The 21,640-nt window shown below is 62.4% G+C and carries 20 protein-coding genes; 8 read left to right on the plus strand and 12 right to left on the minus strand.

The window, feature by feature from the left end; translation table 11 throughout:
- Positions 1–6: 6 nt before the first annotated feature.
- From AC07VU_RS20275 to AC07VU_RS20320, 10 genes are all read right to left on the minus strand, one after another.
- Positions 7–276: a DUF5676 family membrane protein gene (locus tag AC07VU_RS20275; RefSeq protein WP_457276408.1), complete on the minus strand. Its 270-nt coding sequence runs from the start codon at positions 274–276 to the stop codon at positions 7–9.
- Positions 273–959 carry a methyltransferase family protein gene (locus tag AC07VU_RS20280; RefSeq protein ID WP_457276409.1) on the minus strand — a complete coding sequence of 229 codons (687 nt, stop codon included), beginning with the start codon at positions 957–959 and terminating at the stop codon, positions 273–275. The genes AC07VU_RS20275 and AC07VU_RS20280 overlap by 4 nt, the downstream gene beginning before the upstream one ends.
- 155 nt (positions 960–1,114) lie before the next feature.
- Positions 1,115–1,522: a hypothetical protein gene (locus AC07VU_RS20285; protein ID WP_274302869.1), complete on the minus strand. Its 408-nt coding sequence runs from the start codon at positions 1,520–1,522 to the stop codon at positions 1,115–1,117.
- Between the two features lie 108 nt (positions 1,523–1,630).
- Positions 1,631–2,026 (minus strand): hypothetical protein, encoded by a 396-nt coding sequence (locus AC07VU_RS20290; RefSeq protein ID WP_277588840.1) that lies wholly within the window; start codon positions 2,024–2,026, stop codon positions 1,631–1,633.
- Between the two features lie 114 nt (positions 2,027–2,140).
- Entirely contained in the window at positions 2,141–3,163 is a 1,023-nt protein-coding gene (locus AC07VU_RS20295; protein ID WP_495030335.1) for an XdhC family protein, read from the minus strand.
- Between the two features lie 83 nt (positions 3,164–3,246).
- Positions 3,247–4,599, minus strand: coding sequence for a c-type cytochrome (locus tag AC07VU_RS20300; RefSeq protein WP_495030336.1), 1,353 nt, complete (start codon positions 4,597–4,599; stop codon positions 3,247–3,249).
- Between the two features lie 16 nt (positions 4,600–4,615).
- Positions 4,616–6,865 (minus strand): xanthine dehydrogenase family protein molybdopterin-binding subunit, encoded by a 2,250-nt coding sequence (locus AC07VU_RS20305; RefSeq protein ID WP_495030337.1) that lies wholly within the window; start codon positions 6,863–6,865, stop codon positions 4,616–4,618.
- The gene (locus tag AC07VU_RS20310; protein ID WP_053261152.1) at positions 6,865–7,329 is read right to left on the minus strand and encodes a (2Fe-2S)-binding protein; all 465 of its coding nucleotides are present in this window, start codon (positions 7,327–7,329) and stop codon (positions 6,865–6,867) included. The genes AC07VU_RS20305 and AC07VU_RS20310 overlap by 1 nt, the downstream gene beginning before the upstream one ends.
- Positions 7,330–7,401: 72 nt before the next feature.
- Positions 7,402–7,566 carry a hypothetical protein gene (locus AC07VU_RS20315; RefSeq protein ID WP_320449535.1) on the minus strand — a complete coding sequence of 55 codons (165 nt, stop codon included), beginning with the start codon at positions 7,564–7,566 and terminating at the stop codon, positions 7,402–7,404.
- Between the two features lie 265 nt (positions 7,567–7,831).
- Positions 7,832–8,101 carry a hypothetical protein gene (locus AC07VU_RS20320; RefSeq protein WP_007925627.1) on the minus strand — a complete coding sequence of 90 codons (270 nt, stop codon included), beginning with the start codon at positions 8,099–8,101 and terminating at the stop codon, positions 7,832–7,834.
- A 643-nt stretch (positions 8,102–8,744) separates the two neighbouring features.
- On the opposite strand from AC07VU_RS20320, the gene AC07VU_RS20325 reads away from it, so the two are divergent.
- Both AC07VU_RS20325 and AC07VU_RS20330 read left to right on the plus strand, forming a co-directional pair.
- Entirely contained in the window at positions 8,745–9,461 is a 717-nt protein-coding gene (locus tag AC07VU_RS20325) for an AraC family transcriptional regulator (RefSeq protein WP_081002284.1), read from the plus strand.
- A gap of 132 nt (positions 9,462–9,593) precedes the next feature.
- On the plus strand, positions 9,594–10,532 hold the full coding sequence (locus AC07VU_RS20330; protein ID WP_274302883.1) for a DMT family transporter: 939 nt from the start codon (positions 9,594–9,596) through the stop codon (positions 10,530–10,532).
- A 71-nt stretch (positions 10,533–10,603) separates the two neighbouring features.
- On the opposite strand, the gene AC07VU_RS20335 is transcribed toward AC07VU_RS20330, so the two are convergent.
- Positions 10,604–11,530, minus strand: coding sequence for a LysR family transcriptional regulator (locus AC07VU_RS20335; protein ID WP_274302884.1), 927 nt, complete (start codon positions 11,528–11,530; stop codon positions 10,604–10,606).
- 110 nt (positions 11,531–11,640) lie between these two features.
- On the opposite strand from AC07VU_RS20335, the gene AC07VU_RS20340 reads away from it, so the two are divergent.
- The 4 genes from AC07VU_RS20340 to AC07VU_RS20355 all read left to right on the plus strand — a co-directional run bounded on the left by AC07VU_RS20340 (position 11,641) and on the right by AC07VU_RS20355 (position 15,260).
- A complete protein-coding gene (locus tag AC07VU_RS20340) occupies positions 11,641–12,393 on the plus strand; it encodes a 3-oxoacyl-ACP reductase family protein (protein ID WP_274302886.1) in 753 nt (250 codons plus the stop codon).
- 16 nt (positions 12,394–12,409) lie between these two features.
- Positions 12,410–13,003 carry an NADPH-dependent F420 reductase gene (locus AC07VU_RS20345; RefSeq protein ID WP_274306792.1) on the plus strand — a complete coding sequence of 198 codons (594 nt, stop codon included), beginning with the start codon at positions 12,410–12,412 and terminating at the stop codon, positions 13,001–13,003.
- Positions 13,004–13,172: 169 nt separating this feature from the next.
- Positions 13,173–13,793, plus strand: coding sequence for a TetR/AcrR family transcriptional regulator (locus AC07VU_RS20350; protein WP_114760532.1), 621 nt, complete (start codon positions 13,173–13,175; stop codon positions 13,791–13,793).
- 195 nt (positions 13,794–13,988) lie between these two features.
- Entirely contained in the window at positions 13,989–15,260 is a 1,272-nt protein-coding gene (locus AC07VU_RS20355; protein WP_274302888.1) for an OmpP1/FadL family transporter, read from the plus strand.
- Positions 15,261–15,536: 276 nt separating this feature from the next.
- Here AC07VU_RS20355 and AC07VU_RS20360 read toward each other — a convergent pair whose 3' ends face one another.
- The gene (locus AC07VU_RS20360) at positions 15,537–16,997 is read right to left on the minus strand and encodes an efflux transporter outer membrane subunit (protein ID WP_495030338.1); all 1,461 of its coding nucleotides are present in this window, start codon (positions 16,995–16,997) and stop codon (positions 15,537–15,539) included.
- Between the two features lie 219 nt (positions 16,998–17,216).
- Between AC07VU_RS20360 and AC07VU_RS20365 the strand changes: the two genes are divergently transcribed.
- Positions 17,217–18,326 (plus strand): efflux RND transporter periplasmic adaptor subunit, encoded by a 1,110-nt coding sequence (locus AC07VU_RS20365; RefSeq protein WP_457276415.1) that lies wholly within the window; start codon positions 17,217–17,219, stop codon positions 18,324–18,326.
- Positions 18,323–21,412, plus strand: coding sequence for an efflux RND transporter permease subunit (locus AC07VU_RS20370; protein WP_495030339.1), 3,090 nt, complete (start codon positions 18,323–18,325; stop codon positions 21,410–21,412). The genes AC07VU_RS20365 and AC07VU_RS20370 overlap by 4 nt, the downstream gene beginning before the upstream one ends.
- Positions 21,413–21,640: the final 228 nt, after the last annotated feature.

The raw sequence follows: 21,640 nt of genomic DNA on the forward strand, positions 1-21,640 counted from the left end.
CGGCTATCAGGGCCTGCCATGGAGTTTGTTTGACAGCCACGCGAACAAGGTGCCGACCACCGCGCCCCATGCACTCAAGACCAGCAGCGGCCCGACGAACGTCGCCACGTTGTAGTCTTGTGGCGCCTGAAGGCGAGCAAAGTCGAGGCCATGGAACAAGGCACTGAGAAAAGCGATACCCTGCGCCGGCCACAGCACGTAGAGCAGCGCACAGATGGTGTAGGAAATGGCCATGGTCAGGGCCAGAGAAATGCCGGTTTTCCAGGGAGCGTTCATGGCTGTTCTCCTGGGCCTGGAGGGGCACCAGTAGGGGGAGGGGGGCTGTGAGCGGCTGACCACGGCAGGAATGCCGGCGTCTGTTGCGAGTAAGTGCGATAGGTATCACCGAAATGCGCAAGCATCTCCTGTTCTTCTCGCTTCGCCAGCCTGGCGTAGACCACCAGGAGGATTGGAAACATCACCAGGGTGATCAAGGTAGGCCACTGCAACAGAAAACCGAACATGATCAGCACGAAGCCGACGTACTGTGGGTGACGGATCCGTGCATAGGGCCCGTCGAGCGCCAGTTGCCCGATACTTTGGGCCTTGTAGAGCACACGCCAGGCGGCCGCCAATAACCAGAAGCCGCCGGCGATCAGCAAGTTGCTGAGAATGTGGAATGGCCCCCAGTGCGGATTGACCTTCCAGCCCATGACCATTTCGAGCAAATGCCCGGCGTCGTGCGAAAGGAAGTCGATGCCAGGGAAGTGGCGTGTGAGCCAGGGCATCAGCAGGTAGATCGTCAGCGGAAACCCGTACATTTCGCTAAACAGCGCCACCAGGAACGCCGAGAACATGCCAAAGGAGCGCCAATCGCGGTTCGTCCTGGGCCGGGTGAAGCTGAAGGCGAACAAGATAAACACTAATGAATTGATAATGACCAGCGACCAGAGGCCGTAGGCCGGTTCGGCATGATCCATGGTTGGCGCTCCTCACTTGCCGGGTGTGTTTGCCGTTCATGCCTTTACTGATGATCGCCGTGGCGTGGGGCATGAACAGCTGCACAAGTGGGCGGTCGGTGTCGGCTCGGCCAGTGACTTCGCCTTGCCGGATTCTTTGGCGACACACCTCAGGTTCATTTCTTCATTGGCATGTCCATCATCGACGACTGCTGCTCCATCATCTGCATCATCATGTCCATCATGCCTTTGCCTGTGCCGTCCTTGGCTGCGGACATCCCCATACACCCCATGGAGCCCTGCTCCTTGCTCATCATGGCCATGCCGTTCTTCAGCGCTTTCATGCCTTCTTGCAGGGCGGCCTGGCGCTCGGCGGGTGTTTTGGCCGCCGCGGCCTTGTCATGGGCCGCCTGCATTTTCTCCATCTGCTCGGTCATGGCTTCAGTCATGGCCGCCGGCGTCGGTGCAGTGCTCTCGATTGCGCCGCCTGGCGCATCGGCCGGGTGATGCGCATCCTCGGCAGAGGCCATGAGTGCCCCGCCAGCCAAGACGGCAGCTAGAACGAATGTTGAATGCTTGTGCATGATGAACTCCTGAACTCGTGAGGGAATAAGCAGCAATGACAGAGACGCGAAAAGCGGCGCAGCAGAACGGAGCGACCCGTGCTCTGCCACTTTTGAATCAGGGAGGGGTTAATCGTTGAAACGGACGAAAGTCAGGCGGGCCGGTTCTTTCGGCGGGGCGGGGCGCTTCAGTGCAAGGGTGGCAAAGGAGGATTCTTTCGCCGGATCGAGCATCATTATGACTGCTGCAGTTAACAGTAAGAGGGCGGCCCACTGGAGGGCGTCCAATGCTGGATGCTGCAATGCAGGTTTTATCGCCGTGACAGTGTCCTCACAGCTTTGCAGGCAACCACTGGCGTGGAGGGCATGGTCATCCGCCACCCACTGCTCGGCATGATGTGGTGCGGCTATCTCGTGATTCGCCTGCACCAGGCAGCCCTGGATGGCCATCACGCCCATGGCTGACACCCACACCACGAGGGTGAGGTGCAACAGGCGTTGGCGATGACGGCGGAACCAGGACATGAAGTACAACCTCGACTTATGACGTCGTATTGGTTTTCAGTCTAGCCAGCACGGCAGTGGAGAATTTGATCAAAATCAAATTTCGGCGATTGACTGCCGAAGCGGCTGTATCGATCAGGCTACGGGCGCCTCTTGCTCGCGGGCTTGCTTGGCGTTCGAAACGTCAAGGGTGAGGGGCAGGGTGACAGCGTTCTTGGCGGCGAGGATCTCGGCCATGACGCTCACGGCGATCTCGGCGGGGGTCTTGCTGCCGATGTAGATACCGATGGGGCCGTGCAGGCGCTGGAGCGAGGCTTCGGTTTCGCCGAAGTGTTCGATCAGGCGTTCGCGGCGTAGCTGGCTGTTGCGCCGCGAACCAATGGCGCCGATGTAGAAGGCCGGGCTGTGCAGGGCCTCGAGCAGGGCCAGGTCGTCGAGCTTGGGGTCATGGCTGACGGCGACGATGCAGGTGCGCAGGTCCGGGGCGAATTCGCGGACGATGTCGTCCGGCATGCCGACCAACTGCTCCACGCCCGCCACGCTCCAGCCGCCGATGTATTCGGGGCGGGGGTCGCAGACCGCGACCCGGAAGCCGTTGAACAGCGCCATGGTCGCCAGGTATTCGGCCAGCGCGCCGGCCCCGATCAGCAGCAGGCGGTAGCCGGGGCCCAGGGTGTTGACCATCTGCCGGCCATCGAAGATGAACTGCTCCGGGGTAGCGCTGATGGTCAGGGACACTTGGCCGCTGCCCAGGTCCAGGCTGCGGCGCACTAGCTTGCCGGTGTTGAGTTGGGTCAGCAGCCGTTCGAGGGCATCCCTCGAGGGGGTGAATTCGAGGATCAGCTCCAGCGTGCCGCCACAGGGCAGGCCGAAGCGGTGCGCTTCGTCGGCGCTGATGCCGTAGCGCACCACCTGCGGCGGCCCGTCCGGCAGGCCGCTGCCATCGTAGGCGTTGGTGTAGCGGTGGATCAGGTCGTCCTCGATACAACCTCCCGACACGCTGCCGACCACCCGACCATCGCCGCGCAGGGCCATCATCGAGCCCACGGGGCGGGGCGATGAGCCCCAGGTGCGGGCTACGGTGGCGAGCAGCACGCGGTGGCCGGCCTGGAGCCAGTCATGGGCGGTGCTCAGGACCAGTAGATCGATGCTTTCCATGGGGACCTCGGTTGTTCATGGGGAGGGGCTGCTGGCGGATCCGCTCCTGGCCAGGGGGATCGCCAGCACCTCGCTCCTTGCTTTCAGCGCATGTGCAGGATGATCGGGCTGCTGCTGGCCGGGTCGGTATGCCCGCGCAGCTTGCCGACCGCTTGTGCGTCGACCGCGCCGCCCGAATTGCCCCAGGTGCCGCGCACGAAGCTCAGGACCTCGGCGATTTCCCGGTCCGACAATTGCTCGCGAAAGGCCGGCATGCGGTAGGCATCCGGCACGCCGGCGGCGACCACGCGCTGCGAGCCGTTGAGGGTGATATTGATCGCCGACGCGTTTTCCTTGGCCAGTGCCGAAGTAGCGCCGGCCAGGGGCGGCATCCACTCGGCCTGGCCCTGGCCGTCCAGGCCGTGGCAGGACGCGCAGCGGGTCACGTAGGTATGGGCTCCGGGGCTGTCCAGGCGGGCGGCGGCGGACACGGCCTGGTACTGCCAGGGCGCGCCGTCGCGCTGCGGATCGCCGGGCAGCGACTTGAGGTAGCGGGCGATCGCGGCCAGGTCCTCGTCGGCCATGAATTGGGTGGAGTTGTTGAACGCCTCGGTCATTGAGCCGTAGACCACCGCGTGCTGGTTGCGCCCGGTCTTGAGGAACTGCACGATCTGCGGCTCGCTCCAGCGGCCCAGGCCGGTGTTGGAGTCCTGGCGCAGGCTCGGCGCGTACCAGCCGTCGAGCAGGGCGCCGGCGAGGAACGGCGCGCCGGACTCGTCCAGGGCCTTCTCGTTGAACGCCAGGCCGCGCGGGGTGTGGCAGCTGCCGCAGTGGCCCGGCCCCTGGACGATGTAGGCGCCGCGGTTCCACAACGCATCCTGCGCAGGCTTGGCCGCGTAGGGCGTGCTTGGGGCGAACAGGCCGTTCCACAGCGCGATGGGCCAGCGCATGTTCAGCGGCCAGGGGATAGCGCTGGGGACGTTGGGCTGGCTGACCGGTTGCACGCCTTTCATGAAGAACGCGTACAGCGCGCGCATGTCATCGTCGCTGAGCTTGACGTAGGACGGGTAGGGCATCGCCGGGTAGAGCCGCCGGCCGCCCGGGGCGACGCCATGGCGCACGGCGCGGTCGAAGTCGGCCAGGCTGTAGGCACCGATGCCGGTATCCCGGTCGGGGGTGACGTTGGTGGCGTGGATGGCGCCCAGCGGCGTGGCCATTTCCAGGCCGCCGGCGAAGGGCGCCTTGCCCGGCAGGCTATGGCAGGCCACGCAGTCGCTGACCCGGGCGACGTACTCGCCGCGGCTCACCAAGGCGGGGTCGAAGTGGGTCGCCGCGGCCTGTTCCTGTTCGAAGGGCGAGGCGGGCTCGCGGGTGACATACCAGGCCAGCAGGCCTGCCGCGACCAGGCACGGCAAGGCCAGCCAGCCTGCGGTTCTTGCGAATCGGCGGTTATTCATGGGCAGTCCTTGTCGGTCAGCTGAAGGTGTATCGGCTCAATGGCAGGCTACGGATGCGCTGGCCGGTCAGCCGCGCCACCGCGTTGGCCACCGCCGGCGCCACCGCGGGCAGCGGTGGCTCGCCGACGCCACCCATTTTTTCGCCACTCTCGACAATCCGTACATGCACCCGCGCCATGCGTGAAGGCGGCAGGATCGGGTACAGGTCGTAGTTGCGCGCCCGGGGCTTGCCGTCCACGTACACCGCTTCTTCCACCAACGTCTGGGACAACCCCAGGGCCACGGCACCATTGACCTGGGCCTCGACGATCGCCGGGTTGACGATGCTGCCCGGGTCGATGGCCTGCCAGATGTCGTGGACCTTGACCTGGCCATTTTCGATCGACACTTCGGCGATCGCCGCCGTGTGCGAGCCGAACGGCGAGGCCATGGCCACGCCGCGGGCGCGGCGAGTGCCGTCCTCAGCAGTGAACGGGCCGCGCTTCCAGCCGCCGGACAGTTCGCCCACCGCCTGCAGCAAGGTGGTCAGGCGCGGGTTGTCGCGCAGCAGGTGCTGGCGTAGCTCGTACGGGTCGCGGCCGCCTTTGTCCGCCAGTTCGTCGAGGAAGGCTTCGTAGAAGAAGTCGTTGAGCGAATTGCCCACCGAACGCCAGTAGCCGAGCATGGCTGGTCCCTTGACGTAGATCTGCGCGATGCGCTTGTTGGCAATGGCGTAGGACTTGCCCGACAAACCTTCGAGGGCGGTGGGGTCGAGTTTCTCGCCCTGTTTGCCGGCGATGGCCTCGGTGGGGCCTTCGGTGGCGCTCACCGCTTCGATCGCCACCGGCAGCCCTTGGGCATCCAGCGCGGCCTGGAATTTGACCACGGCGACCGGGCGCAGCACATCACGCAGGAACTCTTCCTCGCGGCTCCAGATCAGCTTGACCGGGCGGCCGACGGCCTTGGCCAGGGCGATGGCCTGCGGGTAGGGACTGGCCGAGTCATAGAGGAAATGCCGGCCGAAAAAGCCGCCCAGCAGCGGCGAGTGCAGGGTGATCCGCGAGGGATCGAGACCGGTGCGCTTGGCGATGTCGGCGCGGAACATGTCCGGTGCCTGGTTGGGCAGCCAGACCTCCAGCGAACCGTCGGGATTGAAGCGCGCCAGGGCCGAAGGGGGCTCCAGCTGGGCGTGGTTGAGGTACTGGTTGTGGTAGGTGGCCTCGACCCGGGTCTTGGCGTTGGCCAGGGCGGCGGCCACGTCGCCTTCGTTTTCGTCGTCGCGGGCCGGGCCTTGCTGGGCGGCGAGAAAATCGCGGAACGCATCGCTGGAAAAGTCAGCGGGCATTGGCCGTACCTTCGAATCGGCGGACGCTTCCTGCCAGTCGACCTGGATGGCTTCCACCGCGCGCTTGGCGTGCCACCAGCGTTCGGCGACCACCGCCACCGCGCCGGGCAGCGAGTGAACGGAGTGCACACCTTTCATGGCCTTGACCTGGGCCTCGTTGCGCAGGCTGCCCACGGTCATGCCCAGGCGCGGCGCGTGCTGCACGGCGGCGTGGAGCATGCCGTCGACCTTCAGGTCGATGCTGTACAGCGCCTTGCCGGTGGATTTCTCGTAGGCATCGACGCGCCGTACCGGCTTGCCGATCCAGCGGAACTGGTTCGGGTCGCGCAGGGTGATGCTGGCCGGGTCGGGCACCGGCATGTCCAGGGCGCGACCGGCCAATTCACCGTAGCCCAGCGAACGACCGGAAGCGGCATGCAGCACCCGGCCAGGCTCGGTGGACAGCTCGGCCAGCGGTACGCCCAGTTGCTCGGCGCCGGCCTGCAGCAGCATGGCCCGCGCCAGGGCGCCCAGGCGACGCATGGTCGGGTAGCTCATGCGTACCGACATGCTGCCGCCGGTGATGCGCATGCCGTTCTCCATGACCACGTAGGCTTCGCCGGGCGGCGCGGCCTCGACCACGAAGGTGGCGGGGTCGGCGTCCAGCTCTTCACCGACGATCTGCGCCATGGCGGTGTGGGTGCCTTGTCCGCCTTCCATGAAGGGGCTGAGCAGGCGCACGCTGCCATCCGGGCGAATCTCCAGAAACGCCGGCACCTGGGTCCCGCGTTCCGCGGTGTTCGCCGTGGCGGCCAGGACCCTGGCCGAACCCAGCGGCAGGCCGAAACCGAGCACCAGCGCGCCCACGGCGGTGCCGGTCAGAAAGCGCCGGCGGGACAGGTTGACCGGTTCGTCCAGCGGCAAGTCCAGGAGGTCTTCAGCGAAATCGATGGGTTTGTTCATCAGGCGCTTTCCTTCTTGGCAGGCTGGGCCAGGTCATGCACGGCGGCATGGATGGCGTTGTAGGTGCCGCAGCGGCACAGGTTGACCATGGCTGCCTCGATCTGCGCATCGCTGGGCGCGGGGCTGTGCTTGAGCAGCGCGGTGGCCGCCATGACCTGCCCGGACTGGCAGTAACCGCACTGGGCCACCTGGTGCTCGACCCAGGCGGCGACCACGCGCTTGCCGACTGCGTCCGCCTCGATCGCCTCGATGGTGGTGACCTCGCGGCCGACCACACCCGCCACCGGGGTGACGCAGGCGCGCACCACATTGCCGTCCACCAGCACCGAACAAGCGCCGCACTGGGCCAGGCCGCAGCCGTACTTGGTGCCGGTCAGGCCCAGGTCATCGCGGATCACCCACAGCAACGGCGTGTCGGCGTCGGCATCGACCTGATAGGTCTTCTGGTTGATTCGTAGTTCCATGGCTCACCTGCTGATCATCGGTTGGTGTGTCGTTGTTTTTTCTTCAGGAGGCGCCACGAGGCGCGTCCTTGCTCAAGAAACGCGGGTAAAGGGGCGGATACGCCAATCCGCTGCCCCGTGCATCGGGCTGGCCGCGAGCACGTCGGAGTGGGCCGGAAGGTCCAGCGAGAGAAAATGCGAGGAGGTGTCGAGAGTGTGTGCCAGGGGCGATGCCTGGCCGGCGCGGGCTTGGGTCATGGCGGCTGGCTCCTAGTGATCGGACTCTAGCCCAGGAGCCAAGGGTTTCCTATCCGATACCCGGCAAGCTCAGAGGATCAGGCAAGTATTCCAGAGGAATGCGCAATAACGAGGGCTGGTAGGCGTCGAGCAACGGCAACGAGACCTGACAGCAAGGCGGGGTTTATGGGTTGGCTACGGCTTGGGGGAGGGCTTGGAAGGAGAGCGTCGCGATGAACCATCGGGCCGCGCAACCTGCGCGCGACCCGACGGATTTGATCCTTGCTTAGATCCGGTGGATCTGGGTGATGTGCGGCTTGCCTTTAATAGGCGCGTAGATTTCCACTACGGCCTGCCAGCTGTCCGACGAGCCAGGCACCGTTGCTTTCGACAGATAGCGATAGTTCGTGCCGTTGACGACTTGGGTCGAAACTTTTTCAGGGGTGTAGTGCACACCCACGAACCCGGCCAGGGCCTCTTTGAATACTTCCCGATCCTTTGGAGTCAGTTCGTGGTAAGGAGTCCATCCGCCAACAAAGTTCTCTTGAGCCGACATACGATATATCTCCATATATAAGTTCCTACTCGTCTGGCTTTTCGGAGTCCGCCCCGTCTATTGAATGGTTTCCGGAATCCATTGTGCCGAGTGGGTTTCCCAAACGCCTGCTCATCGTGAAACAGGGTATCGGGGAGAACACCGGCACGTACTGCACAAGTCGCGCACTGCAGGCCATCAAGTGGCGGGCGCGAACTGCTGGTCATGGAGGATGAGGTGGTCGCCGGCTTCAGATCCTTGTGCCTGATGGAAACAGCCTTCGATGAATGATGACTGCCAGACCTCCGTGTCTTGCCTGCAGCAGCTGTGCCTATAGGGCATGCCGCTGGATGGCCTTAAGCTATCAGGCGGCAGTGAAAAGTATGTCCGCATTTGGCTGTGTGAGATGTAAGGCGTTGGCTATTGGCTACGAGCGGCCAGAGCCCTTGAACCTGCTATCAATATTGAGGCTTATCGAAGGGCACAGCGCCGTCATCGAGATATCGGTTCACCGAACGCGAATGTTTGGCTGAGAAGAAAGCCGAATGAAGACGCTTTAAGGGGTTAGCCTGTAGCCTTGAACGATTGCAACCTGCGAGTTTCTGTTTTGGCTAGAAGTGTAGATAGGCGCGACTATGAAAATGTAGACCGCCCCATCGTGGTCATGGCGAAGGACTATCCGGCCGCATATGCCGTGGCGCCGCATGCCCATTCCTGCGGGCAGCTCATCTACGCGGTTTCCGGCGTCATGGAGATCCGGACGGGCACGGGCCTGTGGCTGGTGCCGCCGCAACGCGCCTTGTGGATGCCCGCGGGAATCTCCCATGCCATGCAGACCCGAGGCAGCCCGGTGGCATTGCGCACAGCCTATGTTCGCCAGGATCGCTATCCCACTGATGCCCCCCTGCACCCCGGCGCGGTACGGGTTTCGAACCTGCTGCGCGAACTCATCCTGCGTGCGGCGACGATTGCTCTTGATTATCCAGAGGACAGCCGGGATGGCCGCATCCTGAGCCTGATCCTCGAAGAGATTGCCTGGTCGCCGGAACAAGGGCTGCATTTGCCCACGGGCCGCGACAAGCGCTTGGTGGCCACCTGCGAAGCGATCCTGGCCAACCCACAGGATAATCGCACGCTGAACGACTGGGCTGGCCAGCATGGCGCGACAGCACGCACGCTGTCGCGGCTGTTCACTGCCGAACTCGGGGTGCCGTTTCAAGTGTGGCGACAGCAGGCCCGCGTGATGGCGGCGTTGCCGCGCTTGGCCGCGGGCGAGCCCGTGACGACTGTGGCGCTGGAAATGGGCTACGACACGCCGGGCGCGTTCTCGGCCATGTTCAAGCGGCTGCTTGGAGCATCGCCCAGCCGCTACTTTGCGTAGTTGATCGGGCGTGCGCTTGTCCTGTTTGACGTAGAGGTTGTCTTTCTGCGCGAAGCGTGACGAGAGGAGGGGCAACACACTATCAAGTGATTCGGCGGCCGACTGTCCGCCGCCACGATTGATAGGGTTTCCATGGACTCGCATGCAGCACAACGGCGCTTTCTCCTGCTGATCCTCAGCTCCACCTTTCTGCAAGGCTCGTCCTTCGTCGCCAGCAAGATTGTCCTGAGTGAATTGCCGCCGCTGTGGCTGGCGGCGCTGCGGTTTTTCGTGGCGGCTCTCTCGCTGCTGCCCTGGTTGTGGCTGCGCCACCGTGCCCGGGTCGCTGCCGGCACAGCGGTTCCGGTCAAGGCCATGCCCTGGCTGCGACTGACCATCATCGGCCTGTTGCAGACGACCGGTGTCATGGCGTTCCTGACCATGGGCCTGACGCAGACCAGCGCATCCAAGGCGGCAATCCTGATGGCCAGCAATCCGCTGGTGGTGGCGCTGCTGGCCGGCATCCTGCTCAAGGAGCGGGTACGCCCCCTGGCCTGGCTGGGCCTGCTGCTGGCCTTCGCCGGGGTGGTGGTCTGCATCGGTGTGCAGTCGGTGATGACCGGCGCAATCGGCCCCGCGGAAGCGCTGGTCATGGCGGGCTCGACCTGCTGGGCTCTCGCCACGCTGGCCAGCAAGCGCTTTCGCTTGGCCGTCGATACCTGGACGCTGGCGTTCTGGCAAATGCTCATCGGGGCGGTCGCGCTCGCGTTGCTGGCCGCCTGGCGTGGCGAGTCCTTCAGCCTGCCAGCCCAAACGATGGTTGCGTTCCTGTGGCTGGCCATTCCCGCTTCGACGGGGGCCATGGGATTGTGGTTCGCGGCCCTGCATACGGGCGGCGCCGTGCGCACCAGCGGCTTCCTGTTTCTGTGCCCTTTCTTTGCCGCGCTGATCACCTTCGCGATCAGCGGCGACATGCTTTCCACCCACGAAATGCTGGGTGGCGTGATGATCGCCGTAGGCATTGTCTTGCTGTCCCGGACACCGGCCGCGCGGCCGGCCAGCCATTCCTCGCCCCGGGAAACCTCTTCGTGACCCCCACAAATCCGCGCTGCTGGTGAAGGGGAGGAGGGCATGGCTGCTTTTGGCCAACCTGTGGGGCAACTTTAGCCTCGCGCATCAAAGCGTTTCGCCCATTGCTGCTCGCGGGCATGACTCACCAGCAGGTCCACGAAGACCCGCGTCTTGGCCGGCAGCAGTTTCTGCCCGGCGAAGTACAGCGAGATGGGGCCCGCGTCGACATACCAGTCCGGCAGTACCCGTTCAAGGGCGCCACTTTGCAGATGGTCAAGCACGTCGGGAATCGCCAATAGCGCCACGCCCAGTCCCATGAGCGCGCTCTGGCAAAGTGCTTGTGGGTCGTTGACCAGCAACCGTGGGCGCAACTCCAGTGCCGCACGCTGTTCCTTGGGGCCTTGCAGTGTCCAGCCGCGGACCTTGCCGCTTTGTAGCGAGCGCATGGCCAGATGCTCAAGGTTATTCAACTGCTCGGGACGACGTACAGGAGGGTGCCTGGACAGACAGTCCGGCGATGCCACGAGCACCAAATGCGCCGGTGACAGATCCCGGGCGATCACCCCGGGCGAAAGCTCGATGCCGCCGCCGATGGCGACGTCAAATCCATCGGCGATCAGCTCCACCTGGCGATTGTCGAAGTGCCACTCGGGAACCACCGCCGGATATCGCTTCATGAACTGCGGCATCAACGGCAGCAGGTAGTCACGGCCAAAAGCGGGCGCCGCGGAAATACGCAGCACTCCAGCCGGTTCTCCGGCGTTGCTGGTTACGTCGGCAATCGCCGCCTGGACAGTCTCCAGCCCACCCTCGACGTTAGCCAGAAAGCGCTCCCCAGCCTCGGTCAAGGCCAGTCGGCGAGTACTGCGTTGAAACAGGCGTACCCCCAGGTTGGCTTCCAGTTGGGCGACATTCCTGCTCACCGCGGCCGGCGTGATACCCAGGCGCCGCGCGGCGGCAGAGAAACTGCCTGCCTCTGCGCTGCGAACGAAAGATTGCAGATTGGCCAGGGTTTCCATGATCGATACCTTCAAGCAAACGTTGAAAGTGATTCTAGTCACTCCCTACTACTTGATGGAAAAAGAAAAGCGTTTCATAGCCTCACCAACCACCAATCGAGGCTCACATCATGAACGCTGTCACGCTTCCTCTCTCTGGCAAGATCGCCATCGTCACCGGCGGCTCGCGCAGTATCGGAGCGGCCATTGCCCAACGCCTGGCCGCGGACGGCGCTGCTGTCGCCATTACCTACAACGCCTCGCCTGATCGTGCCGCGGCCCTGGTCGAGACGATCACCGCTGCCGGCGGTCGAGCTATTTCGCTGGCCGCCGACGCTGGAGATCCCGAGGCTGTACGCGCCGCGGTCCAGCAGGTCGCCACGTTATTCGGCAAGGTCGATATCCTGGTCAACAACGCCGGCATCAGTGTGCTCGGTGCTCCGCAAGACATCGCTTTCGAGGACTTCCAGCGCATCCTCGCGGTGAATGTCACCGGTGTTTTCGTGGCCACCCAGGAGGTGCTCAAGCACATGGGGCAGGGGGGGCGAATCATTCATATCGGCAGCTCCATGGTGCAATACGCGGCTTTCGCCACCGCCTCCGCCTACACCCTGACCAAGGGCGCCGTGGCGGGCTTCAGCCGAGGCCTGGTGCGAGACCTGGGACCCCGCGGCATCACCGTGAATACCGTCCACCCCGGGCCGACCGACAGCGACATGAACCCCGCCGAGGGGCCGGTGGCGGACTTCGTGCGTCCCAATATCGCCGTGGGACGCTACGGGGAAGGCCAGGACATCGCCAGCGCAGTGGCCTATCTGGCCAGCCCCGAAGCCAGTTTCGTCACCGGTGCCGAATTGATGATCGACGGCGGCTTCACCGCCTGAGGAGCCAGACATGAGCATGAGTATCAGCATCATTGGAGCAGGCGCCCTAGGCAGCGCGATCGCCAGGTTACTGACGAAGGCCGGCCTGGACGTGAGCATCGCCAACAGCCGTGGCCCTGACAGCCTCACGTCGCTGATCGCCGAACTGGGGCCCAAGGCTCAAGCCGTTACCGCCGAGCACGCGGCTACCGCAGACCTGGTGTTCCTGGCGGTGAACTGGTCGAAGATTCCGTCGGCACTGGCCGGGCTGGGACCCTGGGAAGGAAGGATTGTGGTGGATACCAACAACCCGATTGAAGCGCCGCTGTTCAAGCCCTTTGACCTGGGAGGCCAACCTTCCACCCAGGTCGTGGCGCAAATGCTGCCCGGCGCGCGAGTGGTCAAGGCCTTCAACCATCTATCGCCGAATCTGCTGGCCAACCCGAACGCCGAAGGGGGCAAGCGCGTGTTGTTTGTCTCTGGAGAGCATGCGCACGCCAAGCAGCAGGTCAGCGAGCTGATCCAGCAACTGGGGTTCCATGGCATTGACTTGGGCGACCTGCAACAAGGGCAACTCGCGCAATTTCCCGGAGGGCCTTTGCCGGCGCTCAATCTGGTCAAACATGACTGACGAGGAGGCCGGTGAATACCGGCTTCGCTTTATGAGGACTGTATTGAGAGCAGATTCGGCCGGAGTTTTTCCAGTTGCCCTGGAAAGGTGCTTGGAACGATGGTTTTGTGACTAGATATCTTATCGGTCACAAGTTGTCAGTCCGCTATAGGGTGAGTAAGCTGTTCCCATGAATCAGCCATCGATATCTCCGCCCAGCGCCCGTGGCCCAGCCGATCACGACATTCGAAACCAGATTGTCGCGGCGGCCAACGAGCACTTCAGTCAGTACGGCTATGGCAAAACCACGGTCTCCGACCTGGCTAAAGCCATCGGTTTTTCCAAAGCCTATATCTACAAGTTTTTTGATTCCAAGCAGGCGATCGGTGAAGCCATCTGCACAAATTGCCTGGCAGAAATCGTTGCGGCTGTTGAACAGGCCATCAGTGGAGAGACCCTTTCGGCAACGGAGCGCTTTCGGCGCCTGGTCAAAACGGTGATCGCCACAGGTGTGAACCTGTTCTTCAACGATCGGAAACTCTATGACATCGCAGCGTTTTCTGTGTCGGAGCGCTGGTCCAGTTCGCAAGTCTATGACGCACAGATCAAGCAATTCATTTTGCAGATTGTGCGTGAAGGGCGAGAGGTCGGTGAGTTTGAACGCAAGACTCCCCTGGACGAGACAGTAGACGCGATACATCTTGCGCTGCGGCCATTCGTCAATCCTCTGCTGCTGCAGTACAACCTCGACTTTGTCGAAGAGGCGCCCACGCTCACCTCCAATCTCATCCTGCGCAGCCTCATGCCTTGATCTTCGGCTAACGCTCGAACGCCTGCTGCTCTGGGCGAGGCATCGCCCAATCAGCTTTTTACTTTGCCCTTCCTCCAACCGTCGAAGGGCATTTATTTATCTGTTATTTGACTATTGACTGAAATAGTCACATGGATAAGTATGCGTCCGTTGCTTCTGCTGTTTTATCTTGGTGATAACCCTAGAGTTCTAATAATGAAAAAAATATTGCTCATGAGCCCGCTTGGGCTCGCTGTTGCGCTCGCGTCTTCTTATGTGTCTGCGAGCGGCTTCGCTCTCAATGAGCAGAGCATCAGCGGGATGGGCTCTGGATTTGCCGGTCGTTCCTCCTCCGCTGAAGATGCGAGCACGGTCTTCGGTAATCCGGCGGGCATGTCACACTTGAAAAGAGAGCAAGTCAGCGTCGGGGCGGCGACGCTTTTCGCGAAGTCCGACATCAGCCAGACCCGCAGTACATTCGCCGGCCAGGAAGACGGCGACATGGTGCCCACGACTACGGTACCTATGGGCTACTACGTCAAACCCATTGATGAGCACTGGGCATTCGGTGTCGGGTTTTATGTGCCTTTCGGCCTGATAACCGATTATGGCAGCGGCTTTGCGGGGCGTTACTACGCTAACAAAAGCGAGGTCACGACATTTACCTTCCAGCCCACCATCAGCTATGCCTTTAACGACAAGGTTTCGATCGGCTTCGGTCCCACCATCAACCGTATCAGCGGCGAGTTGTCCGGGATGGTGCCCAATCCGCTCAGCCCTGGTCGCAACGACGGGAAACTCAAAAGCACCGGCGACGATACGGCCCTGGGTTTCAACGCCGGCATTCTGGTGCAGGCTACCGATCGAACTCGCCTCGGATTGACCTACCATTCCAAGGTCAGTTACCACCTGGATGCCAAGACCAAGGTCACCGACGGCATCTTTAGCGTGTTGGGGGTTAGCGGCCGCAGCTATGACGCTTCGCTGGATGTGGATACGCCGGAGTCGGTGGACTTCTCGGTAACTCATCAGCTCAGTAATGACTGGACGCTCTACCTGGGGAGCACCTGGACCCGCTGGAGTCGTTTCAAGGAGTTAACCATCGAGAACACGGGCTTACCTCCTTTATTGAGCGGATCGCTGGGCACGGTTACCGAAGAACAGGACTGGCACGATACGTGGGCCCACGCTATCGGTACGGCGTACAAACTGAACGATCACTGGGTACTTCGTGCCGGCTTGTCAGTCGACCAGTCGCCCGCCAACAACACCCATCGCGGACCCCGTATTCCAACGGGCGACCGGACGGTTATCAGCTTCGGGGCTGGTTGGACTCCGGCGGACAATGTCACGATCGATGTCGCTTATTCCTATCTGTGGGAGGAGAGCGTGCAGGTCAAGGGTACCTCCGCGACCCGGGGCGCATACAGTGCCAAGTACAAGAACAGCGCGAGCGGGCTCGGCACTTCCGTCAGCTATCGTTTCTAAGATAGGGCGTCGCTCTACGATAAGGGGCCGGCCGGGAGTGCGGGTTACCTCCCGGCTAAAGCATATTTCCCTCGGGGAAGCTGCTTTGTCGCCACTCACACGCCCATGATGCGCGACATGAGCTCCTGATGAAATCGGCGTGGCGTGGGGCAAACTCCTCGCCAAATCCGCTTGAGGCTCCGGTGATGAGCACCCAGGAATTCTCGCTCGCTTTCATAGCCCCCCTCTCGAACGGGTAGTCGCGTGTGCCATAAAGCGCCGCGTCGCCTGGTCAAGTCATCGAGTCGCCACGGACCGGGTGTCAGGAGGTTGCCAGCCACCACCGAGGGCCTTGAATGCCGCAACCGCCGCCCGTGCCGATTCCGTTCGCGCCTGCGCTCGGGCATCGGAAGCCTGCAGCATCGTTTCGTCGGCGTGCAGGACATCGATCAGGCTGGCCGTACCTTTCTGGTAGGCCATGAACGACGATTGGCGAGCCTGCGTCAGGGAGGTTTCGCCTTCGCTCAGGGTGGTTGCCTGGACTTCCCGATTCACCAGGGCGGAAAAGGCATTCTCGACATCTTCGGTGGCGCGCAGTACGGACTGACGGTAAGCGGCCAGTGCTTGCGCTTCCTGGCCCTTGGCTTGATCGATTTGAGCGTTTATGCGGCCAAAGTCGAACAGTCTCCAGCGCAGACCCAACACGCCCGCCGACTGATTGGCGCCGCCGGTGAAAAGATTGCCGCCGGATACCACCGTGGCGCTACCCAGCAATGCGCTGAGGGAGAATTTCGGGTAGTACTCGGCAATCGCCACCCCGATGCGCGCGTTGGAAGCCGCAAGCTGGCGCTCGGCGACGATGAGATCGGGCCTGCGGCGTAGCAGATCGGCCGGCGTTCCCATGGCCTTTATCTGCGGTGCAAGAGGAATGCTCCCTGCATTGGCCAGTTGCGCGCGATGAGTGCCGGGCGGTGTACCGAGCATGACATCCAGTGCATTCATGGCAGCATCCAGGCCGGTCTGCAGGACCGGCACTGTCGCCTGGACCTGCGATAGCGCACCCTCGGTCTGCTGAACCTGATAGTTGGCAGCGAGGCCCTTGCCGTAAAGCAAGCGGACTTTCTCTAGCAGCTCCTGCTGCGTTTTGACTTGGCGGTTGGCAATGTCCAGCCGGGTCTGCAATCCGCGGAGGGTGATGTAGATATCGGCGGTCTGCGCGGCGACGGCCAGTCGTGTGGCGGCGGCGCCCGCCTCGGACGCCTGGTACTCGGCGAGTGCGGCTTCGCGTCCGCGTCGCAGGCCGCCAAAGACATCGACCTCCCAGCCCGCACCGAGGTTAACCTCGTAGGAGTTTCCATACCGATCATAACCAGGCGTTGAGTTCAACACCTGGCCGAGCGGGGTCTCGATCGATTGGTAGGAACGCGCGGCCTGGCCACTGATGTTCCCCGAGGGCAGCAAGGCGGCATTTGCGGCACCCAATCCTGCCCGAGCCTGCGTGACTCGCGCCGACGCCTGTGCCAGATCCAGGTTCTGTTCAAGCGCCTTGGAGACGAAGTCGGTCAGCACGGGATCACCAAAACCTTCCCACCAGGCCACAAGACTGGCCGGCCTCGCCACAGGCCTCTGCTCGACGGCAGACTGGCCCAGGTAACGGTCCAGAAGAGGAGGGTGCGGACGTTGATAGTCCGGACCGACTGCGCAGCCCGCCATCAAGCTGGCGCTTACCCAAAGAGCAATGGGGCGGAGGGGAGGCATTGAGACTCCTTAAATCGAGGATATTTGTGACCATATTACGTTATGGTCACATCCTGTCAATCAGCTCAATTTGATCAGATTCTAAAGCTTACTCAATGAATGCGGCGATTTCCGCGTAAGCCTATAGAATCTTGACACGTCACAGATTGTGACCATTGACAGATACAGTCACTATTCTGAGAATGTGCTGCATGTCCTATTGTTCAAGTAAGGGAACCTATGCGCCGGCTCCGACCTGTCCCCATTGCCGCTTGCCTGTTGCCTCTAGTCCTGACGGCGTGTGGCGACTCATCCACCGTTGAAGATCCACGCACGCAGGCCCCGCTGGTGAGGTCCTCTGCGGTGCAGGGGGCGTCCGGTGTTTCACGCTCTTTCACTGGCGTCGTGGCGGCCCGCGTCCAGGGCGATCTGGGTTTTCGGGTATCGGGCAAGATACTTGAGCGCTTGGTCGACACGGGCCAGACCGTCAAGCGGGGTCAACCGCTCATGCGTCTCGACCCAATCGACCTGGGACTGCAGGCGCGAGCGCAGCAAGAGGCGGTCATCGCCGCTCGGGCCCGAGCCAAGCAGACAGCCGATGACGAGGCGCGCTATCGCGACCTGGTCGCCGCGGGGGCTATTTCTGCATCGGCCTATGACCAGGTCAAAGCCGCAGCCGATACCGCAAAGGCGCAGCTCAGCGCCGCCGAAGCGCAGGCTGACGTAGCCCGCAATGCTTCTGGTTATGCGGTGCTGTTTGCCGATTCCGATGGCGTGGTGGTGGAGACGCTGGCCGAGCCCGGGCAAGTCGTCAGCCCGGGGCAGCCCGTGGTTCGACTGGCGCGGGCAGGGCAGCGCGAAGCCATCGTGCACCTACCCGAGACGCTACGTCCGGCAGCGGGATCCACCGCGCAGGCGACGCTGTATGGCAACACCACGGAGGCTGTTACAGCGAAGCTGAGGTTGCTTTCTGACTCGGCCGACCGGATGACTCGCACCTTCGAGGCGCGGTATGTGCTTGAGGGCGCGCTGGCCAATGCGCCGTTAGGTTCGACCGTCACCCTGCGGATCGCCGAGGGCAGCACCAATGGACAGGTGCTGCAAGTGCCGATCGCCGCCATTCATGACCCGGGCCAAGGCACTGGCGTGTGGGTCATCGCTGGCACACCGGCGAAGGTGGGCTGGCGACCTGTCCGGGTCCTGGGCTTGAGCGACGACGCAGCGCAAGTTGCCGGCGATCTCAAGGCCGGCGAACGGATTGTGGCCTTGGGCGCGCATCTACTGCGCGAGGGGGAGGAGGTGAGACTGGCTCAACAGGGTGACGTCAACGTTGCCGGGAGCCATCCATGAGCCAGGGGCGCTTCAATCTCTCGGCGATCGCCGTTCGCGAACGTTCGATCACGGTATTCCTGATCTTCCTGATCGCTGTTGCTGGCACCCTGGCGTTCTTCAAGCTGGGGCGGGCGGAAGATCCGCCGTTTACGGTGAAACAGCTGACGGTCATTACCGCATGGCCGGGCGCCACGGCGCAGGAGATGCAGGACCAGGTTGCAGAGCCACTGGAAAAACGCCTGCAGGAACTGAAATGGTACGACCGCACGGAAACCTACACGCGTCCAGGTCTCGCGTTCACGATGGTGTCGTTGCTTGACAGCACGCCGCCCTCGCAAGTGCAGGAAGAGTTCTATCAGGCGCGTAAAAAGCTCGACGACGAGGCCATCAAGCTACCGGCGGGGGTCATTGGCCCGATGGTCAACGACGAGTTCTCAGATGTGACATTTGCGCTTTTCGCCTTGAAAGCCAAAGGCGAGCCGCAGCGGCTGTTGGTGCGTGATGCGGAGTCGTTACGCCAGCGCCTGCTGCATGTGCCAGGCGTGAAGAAGGTCAACATCATCGGCGAGCAGGCCGAACGCATCTTTGTCTCCTTCTCCCATGATCGGCTGGCCACGCTGGGCGTCTCTGCCCAGGATATTTTTGCCGCGCTGAACAATCAGAACGCGCTCACGCCTGCCGGCTCGATTGAAACCGACGGGCCGCAAGTCTTCCTTCGTCTCGACGGTGCCTTCGATAAGGTGCAGAAGATTCGTGACACTGCGATTGTGGTCCAGGGGCGCACGCTCAAGCTCTCTGACGTGGCAACTGTTGAACGGGGCTATGAAGATCCAGCAACCTTCCTTGTGCGCAATAACGGGGAAGAGGCTCTGTTGTTGGGAATCGTGATGCGAGACGGCTGGAACGGCCTGGACCTGGGCAAGGCGCTGGACTCCGAGACGAGCAAAATCAATGAAGGCATGCCGCTGGGCATGACGCTGACCAAGGTCACCGATCAGTCTGTGAACATCAGTTCGGCCGTCGACGAGTTCATGGTCAAGTTCTTCGTCGCCCTGTTGGTTGTGATGCTTGTCTGCTTTCTCAGCATGGGCTGGCATGTAGGTATTGTGGTGGCCGCCGCTGTGCCGTTGACGCTGGCCGTGGTGTTTGTGGTGATGGCGGCCACGGGCAAGAACTTTGACCGTATTACCCTCGGGTCGCTGATTCTGGCGCTTGGCCTGCTGGTGGACGACGCCATCATTGCCATCGAGATGATGGTGGTGAAAATGGAGGAGGGCTACGATCGTATCAAAGCCTCCGCGTACGCCTGGAGTCATACGGCCGCGCCAATGCTCTCCGGTACGCTGGTGACCGCCATCGGCTTTTTGCCCAACGGCTTCGCCCAGTCCACCGCCGGCGAGTACACCAGCAACATGTTCTGGATCGTGGGCATTGCCCTGATCGCCTCCTGGGTCGTCGCGGTGGCCTTTACCCCCTATCTGGGGGTGAAAATGTTGCCGGACATCAAGCCGGTCGAAGGTGGTCATGCGGCCATCTACGACACCCCTAATTACAATCGCTTTCGCCGGATTCTGACGCGGGTCATCGCTCGCAAATGGCTGGTGGCCGGCACGGTTATCGCGGCGTTTGTCGTGGCGATTCTCGGCATGAGCCTGGTCAAGAAGCAGTTCTTCCCCACCTCGGACCGTCCCGAGGTGCTGGTCGAAGTGCAAATGCCCTATGGAACCTCCATCGAGCAGACCAGTGCCACTGCCGCAAAGGTCGAGGCCTGGCTGCACAAACAGGATGAAGCAAAAATTGTCACGGCCTATATCGGGCAAGGCGCGCCGCGCTTCTACCTGGCGATGGCGCCGGAGCTCCCCGATCCCTCGTTCGCCAAGATCGTGGTGTTGACGGACAGCCAGGAGGCGCGCGAGGCCCTCAAGTTCCGTCTGCGCGAGGCCATTGCTGAAGGGCTTGCCCCGCAAGCGCGGGTCAGGGTTACGCAGTTGGTGTTTGGTCCCTATTCGCCATTCCCCGTCGCCTACAGGGTAATGGGGCCTGACCCGATGACGCTGCGCGAGATTGCTGGCCGGGTACAAGAGGTCATGCAAGCGAGCCCGATGATGAGGACGGTCAACCGCGACTGGGGACCACTGACGCCGACGCTGCATTTCAGCCTGGATCAGGATCGCTTGCAGGCGGTTGGCCTGACATCCAGTGCAGTCGCCCAGCAGTTGCAGTTCCTGCTGGCCGGGGTGCCGATCACGGCGGTTCGTGAAGATATTCGTTCAGTGCTGGTGGTGGGGCGCGCCGCGGGTGACATCCGGCTCGACCCCGCCCGGATTGAAGGCTTCACATTGGTGGGAGCGGCGGGTCAGCGTATCCCCCTGTCCCAGGTTGGAGAGGTGGATGTGCGCATGGAGGATCCGATCCTTCGGCGTCGTGACCGCACCCCGACCATTACCGTGCGCGGCGACATTGCCGAAGGCTTGCAGCCACTGGACGTCTCGAGCGTGATCATGAAGGAGCTGCAGCCGGTCATCGACACCTTGCCTGCCGGGTATCGTATCGAGCAGGCGGGGGCCATCGAGGAGTCGGGCAAGGCCGGCCAGGCGATCTTGCCGCTGCTCCCGATCATGATTGCCGTCACGCTGCTGATCATCATCCTGCAGGTACGCTCGGTCTCGGCGATGATCATGGTGTTTCTCACCGCGCCGCTGGGATTGATTGGCGTGGTGCCGACGTTGCTGATCTTCCAGCAACCATTCGGAATCAACGCTCTGGTCGGCCTGATCGCACTTTCGGGCATCCTGATGCGTAATACGCTGATTCTGATCGGGCAAATCCATCACAACGCACAAGAAGGACTGGATCCGCTCCACGCAGTGATCGAAGCCACGGTACAGCGTGCCCGCCCGGTATTGCTGACAGCGTTGGCAGCCATCCTGGCGTTCATCCCCCTGACGCACTCCGTCTTCTGGGGGACCCTGGCCTACACACTGATCGGCGGTACATTTGTCGGCACCATCATGACGCTGGTGTTCCTGCCGGCGATGTACTCCATCTGGTTCAAGATCACTCCTGTCAAGCAGAGGCAAGCTGAAACAGCAGAACTGATATAGCAGGCGAACCCGCCAGAAGAGAGGACGCCATCGCCGTCCTCTCGTGGTTTTGAGCGTGGCCCGACCGCAGGGCAACGCCAGCATCGATAAGGGGAGGGTGGTGCAGCAGCTAGTTTTAGAAAAGTGGCATGGCACGGATCACCATTGACATCTTTCTTCACCCACTGGATGAATTTGATAAAGGGCGGATCAAAGCTATATTCACCAAGGGCAGTGATCTTAATTACT

Source organism: Pseudomonas sp. GW821-FHT02B10 (assembly GCF_059421865.1).

Bases quoted from the DNA above. Each gene is read 5' to 3' on its own strand.
- AC07VU_RS20275 (WP_457276408.1), bottom strand. From the start codon at position 276: ATGAACGCTCCCTGGAAAACCGGCATTTCTCTGGCCCTGACCATGGCC.
- AC07VU_RS20280 (WP_457276409.1), bottom strand. From the start codon at position 959: ATGGATCATGCCGAACCGGCCTACGGCCTCTGGTCGCTGGTCATTATC.
- AC07VU_RS20285 (WP_274302869.1), bottom strand. From the start codon at position 1,522: ATGCACAAGCATTCAACATTCGTTCTAGCTGCCGTCTTGGCTGGCGGG.
- AC07VU_RS20290 (WP_277588840.1), bottom strand. From the start codon at position 2,026: ATGTCCTGGTTCCGCCGTCATCGCCAACGCCTGTTGCACCTCACCCTC.
- AC07VU_RS20295 (WP_495030335.1), bottom strand. From the start codon at position 3,163: ATGGAAAGCATCGATCTACTGGTCCTGAGCACCGCCCATGACTGGCTC.
- AC07VU_RS20300 (WP_495030336.1), bottom strand. From the start codon at position 4,599: ATGAATAACCGCCGATTCGCAAGAACCGCAGGCTGGCTGGCCTTGCCG.
- AC07VU_RS20305 (WP_495030337.1), bottom strand. From the start codon at position 6,865: ATGAACAAACCCATCGATTTCGCTGAAGACCTCCTGGACTTGCCGCTG.
- AC07VU_RS20310 (WP_053261152.1), bottom strand. From the start codon at position 7,329: ATGGAACTACGAATCAACCAGAAGACCTATCAGGTCGATGCCGACGCC.
- AC07VU_RS20315 (WP_320449535.1), bottom strand. From the start codon at position 7,566: ATGACCCAAGCCCGCGCCGGCCAGGCATCGCCCCTGGCACACACTCTC.
- AC07VU_RS20320 (WP_007925627.1), bottom strand. From the start codon at position 8,101: ATGTCGGCTCAAGAGAACTTTGTTGGCGGATGGACTCCTTACCACGAA.
- AC07VU_RS20325 (WP_081002284.1), top strand. From the start codon at position 8,745: ATGGCGAAGGACTATCCGGCCGCATATGCCGTGGCGCCGCATGCCCAT.
- AC07VU_RS20330 (WP_274302883.1), top strand. From the start codon at position 9,594: ATGGACTCGCATGCAGCACAACGGCGCTTTCTCCTGCTGATCCTCAGC.
- AC07VU_RS20335 (WP_274302884.1), bottom strand. From the start codon at position 11,530: ATGGAAACCCTGGCCAATCTGCAATCTTTCGTTCGCAGCGCAGAGGCA.
- AC07VU_RS20340 (WP_274302886.1), top strand. From the start codon at position 11,641: ATGAACGCTGTCACGCTTCCTCTCTCTGGCAAGATCGCCATCGTCACC.
- AC07VU_RS20345 (WP_274306792.1), top strand. From the start codon at position 12,410: ATGAGTATCAGCATCATTGGAGCAGGCGCCCTAGGCAGCGCGATCGCC.
- AC07VU_RS20350 (WP_114760532.1), top strand. From the start codon at position 13,173: ATGAATCAGCCATCGATATCTCCGCCCAGCGCCCGTGGCCCAGCCGAT.
- AC07VU_RS20355 (WP_274302888.1), top strand. From the start codon at position 13,989: ATGAAAAAAATATTGCTCATGAGCCCGCTTGGGCTCGCTGTTGCGCTC.
- AC07VU_RS20360 (WP_495030338.1), bottom strand. From the start codon at position 16,997: ATGCCTCCCCTCCGCCCCATTGCTCTTTGGGTAAGCGCCAGCTTGATG.
- AC07VU_RS20365 (WP_457276415.1), top strand. From the start codon at position 17,217: ATGCGCCGGCTCCGACCTGTCCCCATTGCCGCTTGCCTGTTGCCTCTA.
- AC07VU_RS20370 (WP_495030339.1), top strand. From the start codon at position 18,323: ATGAGCCAGGGGCGCTTCAATCTCTCGGCGATCGCCGTTCGCGAACGT.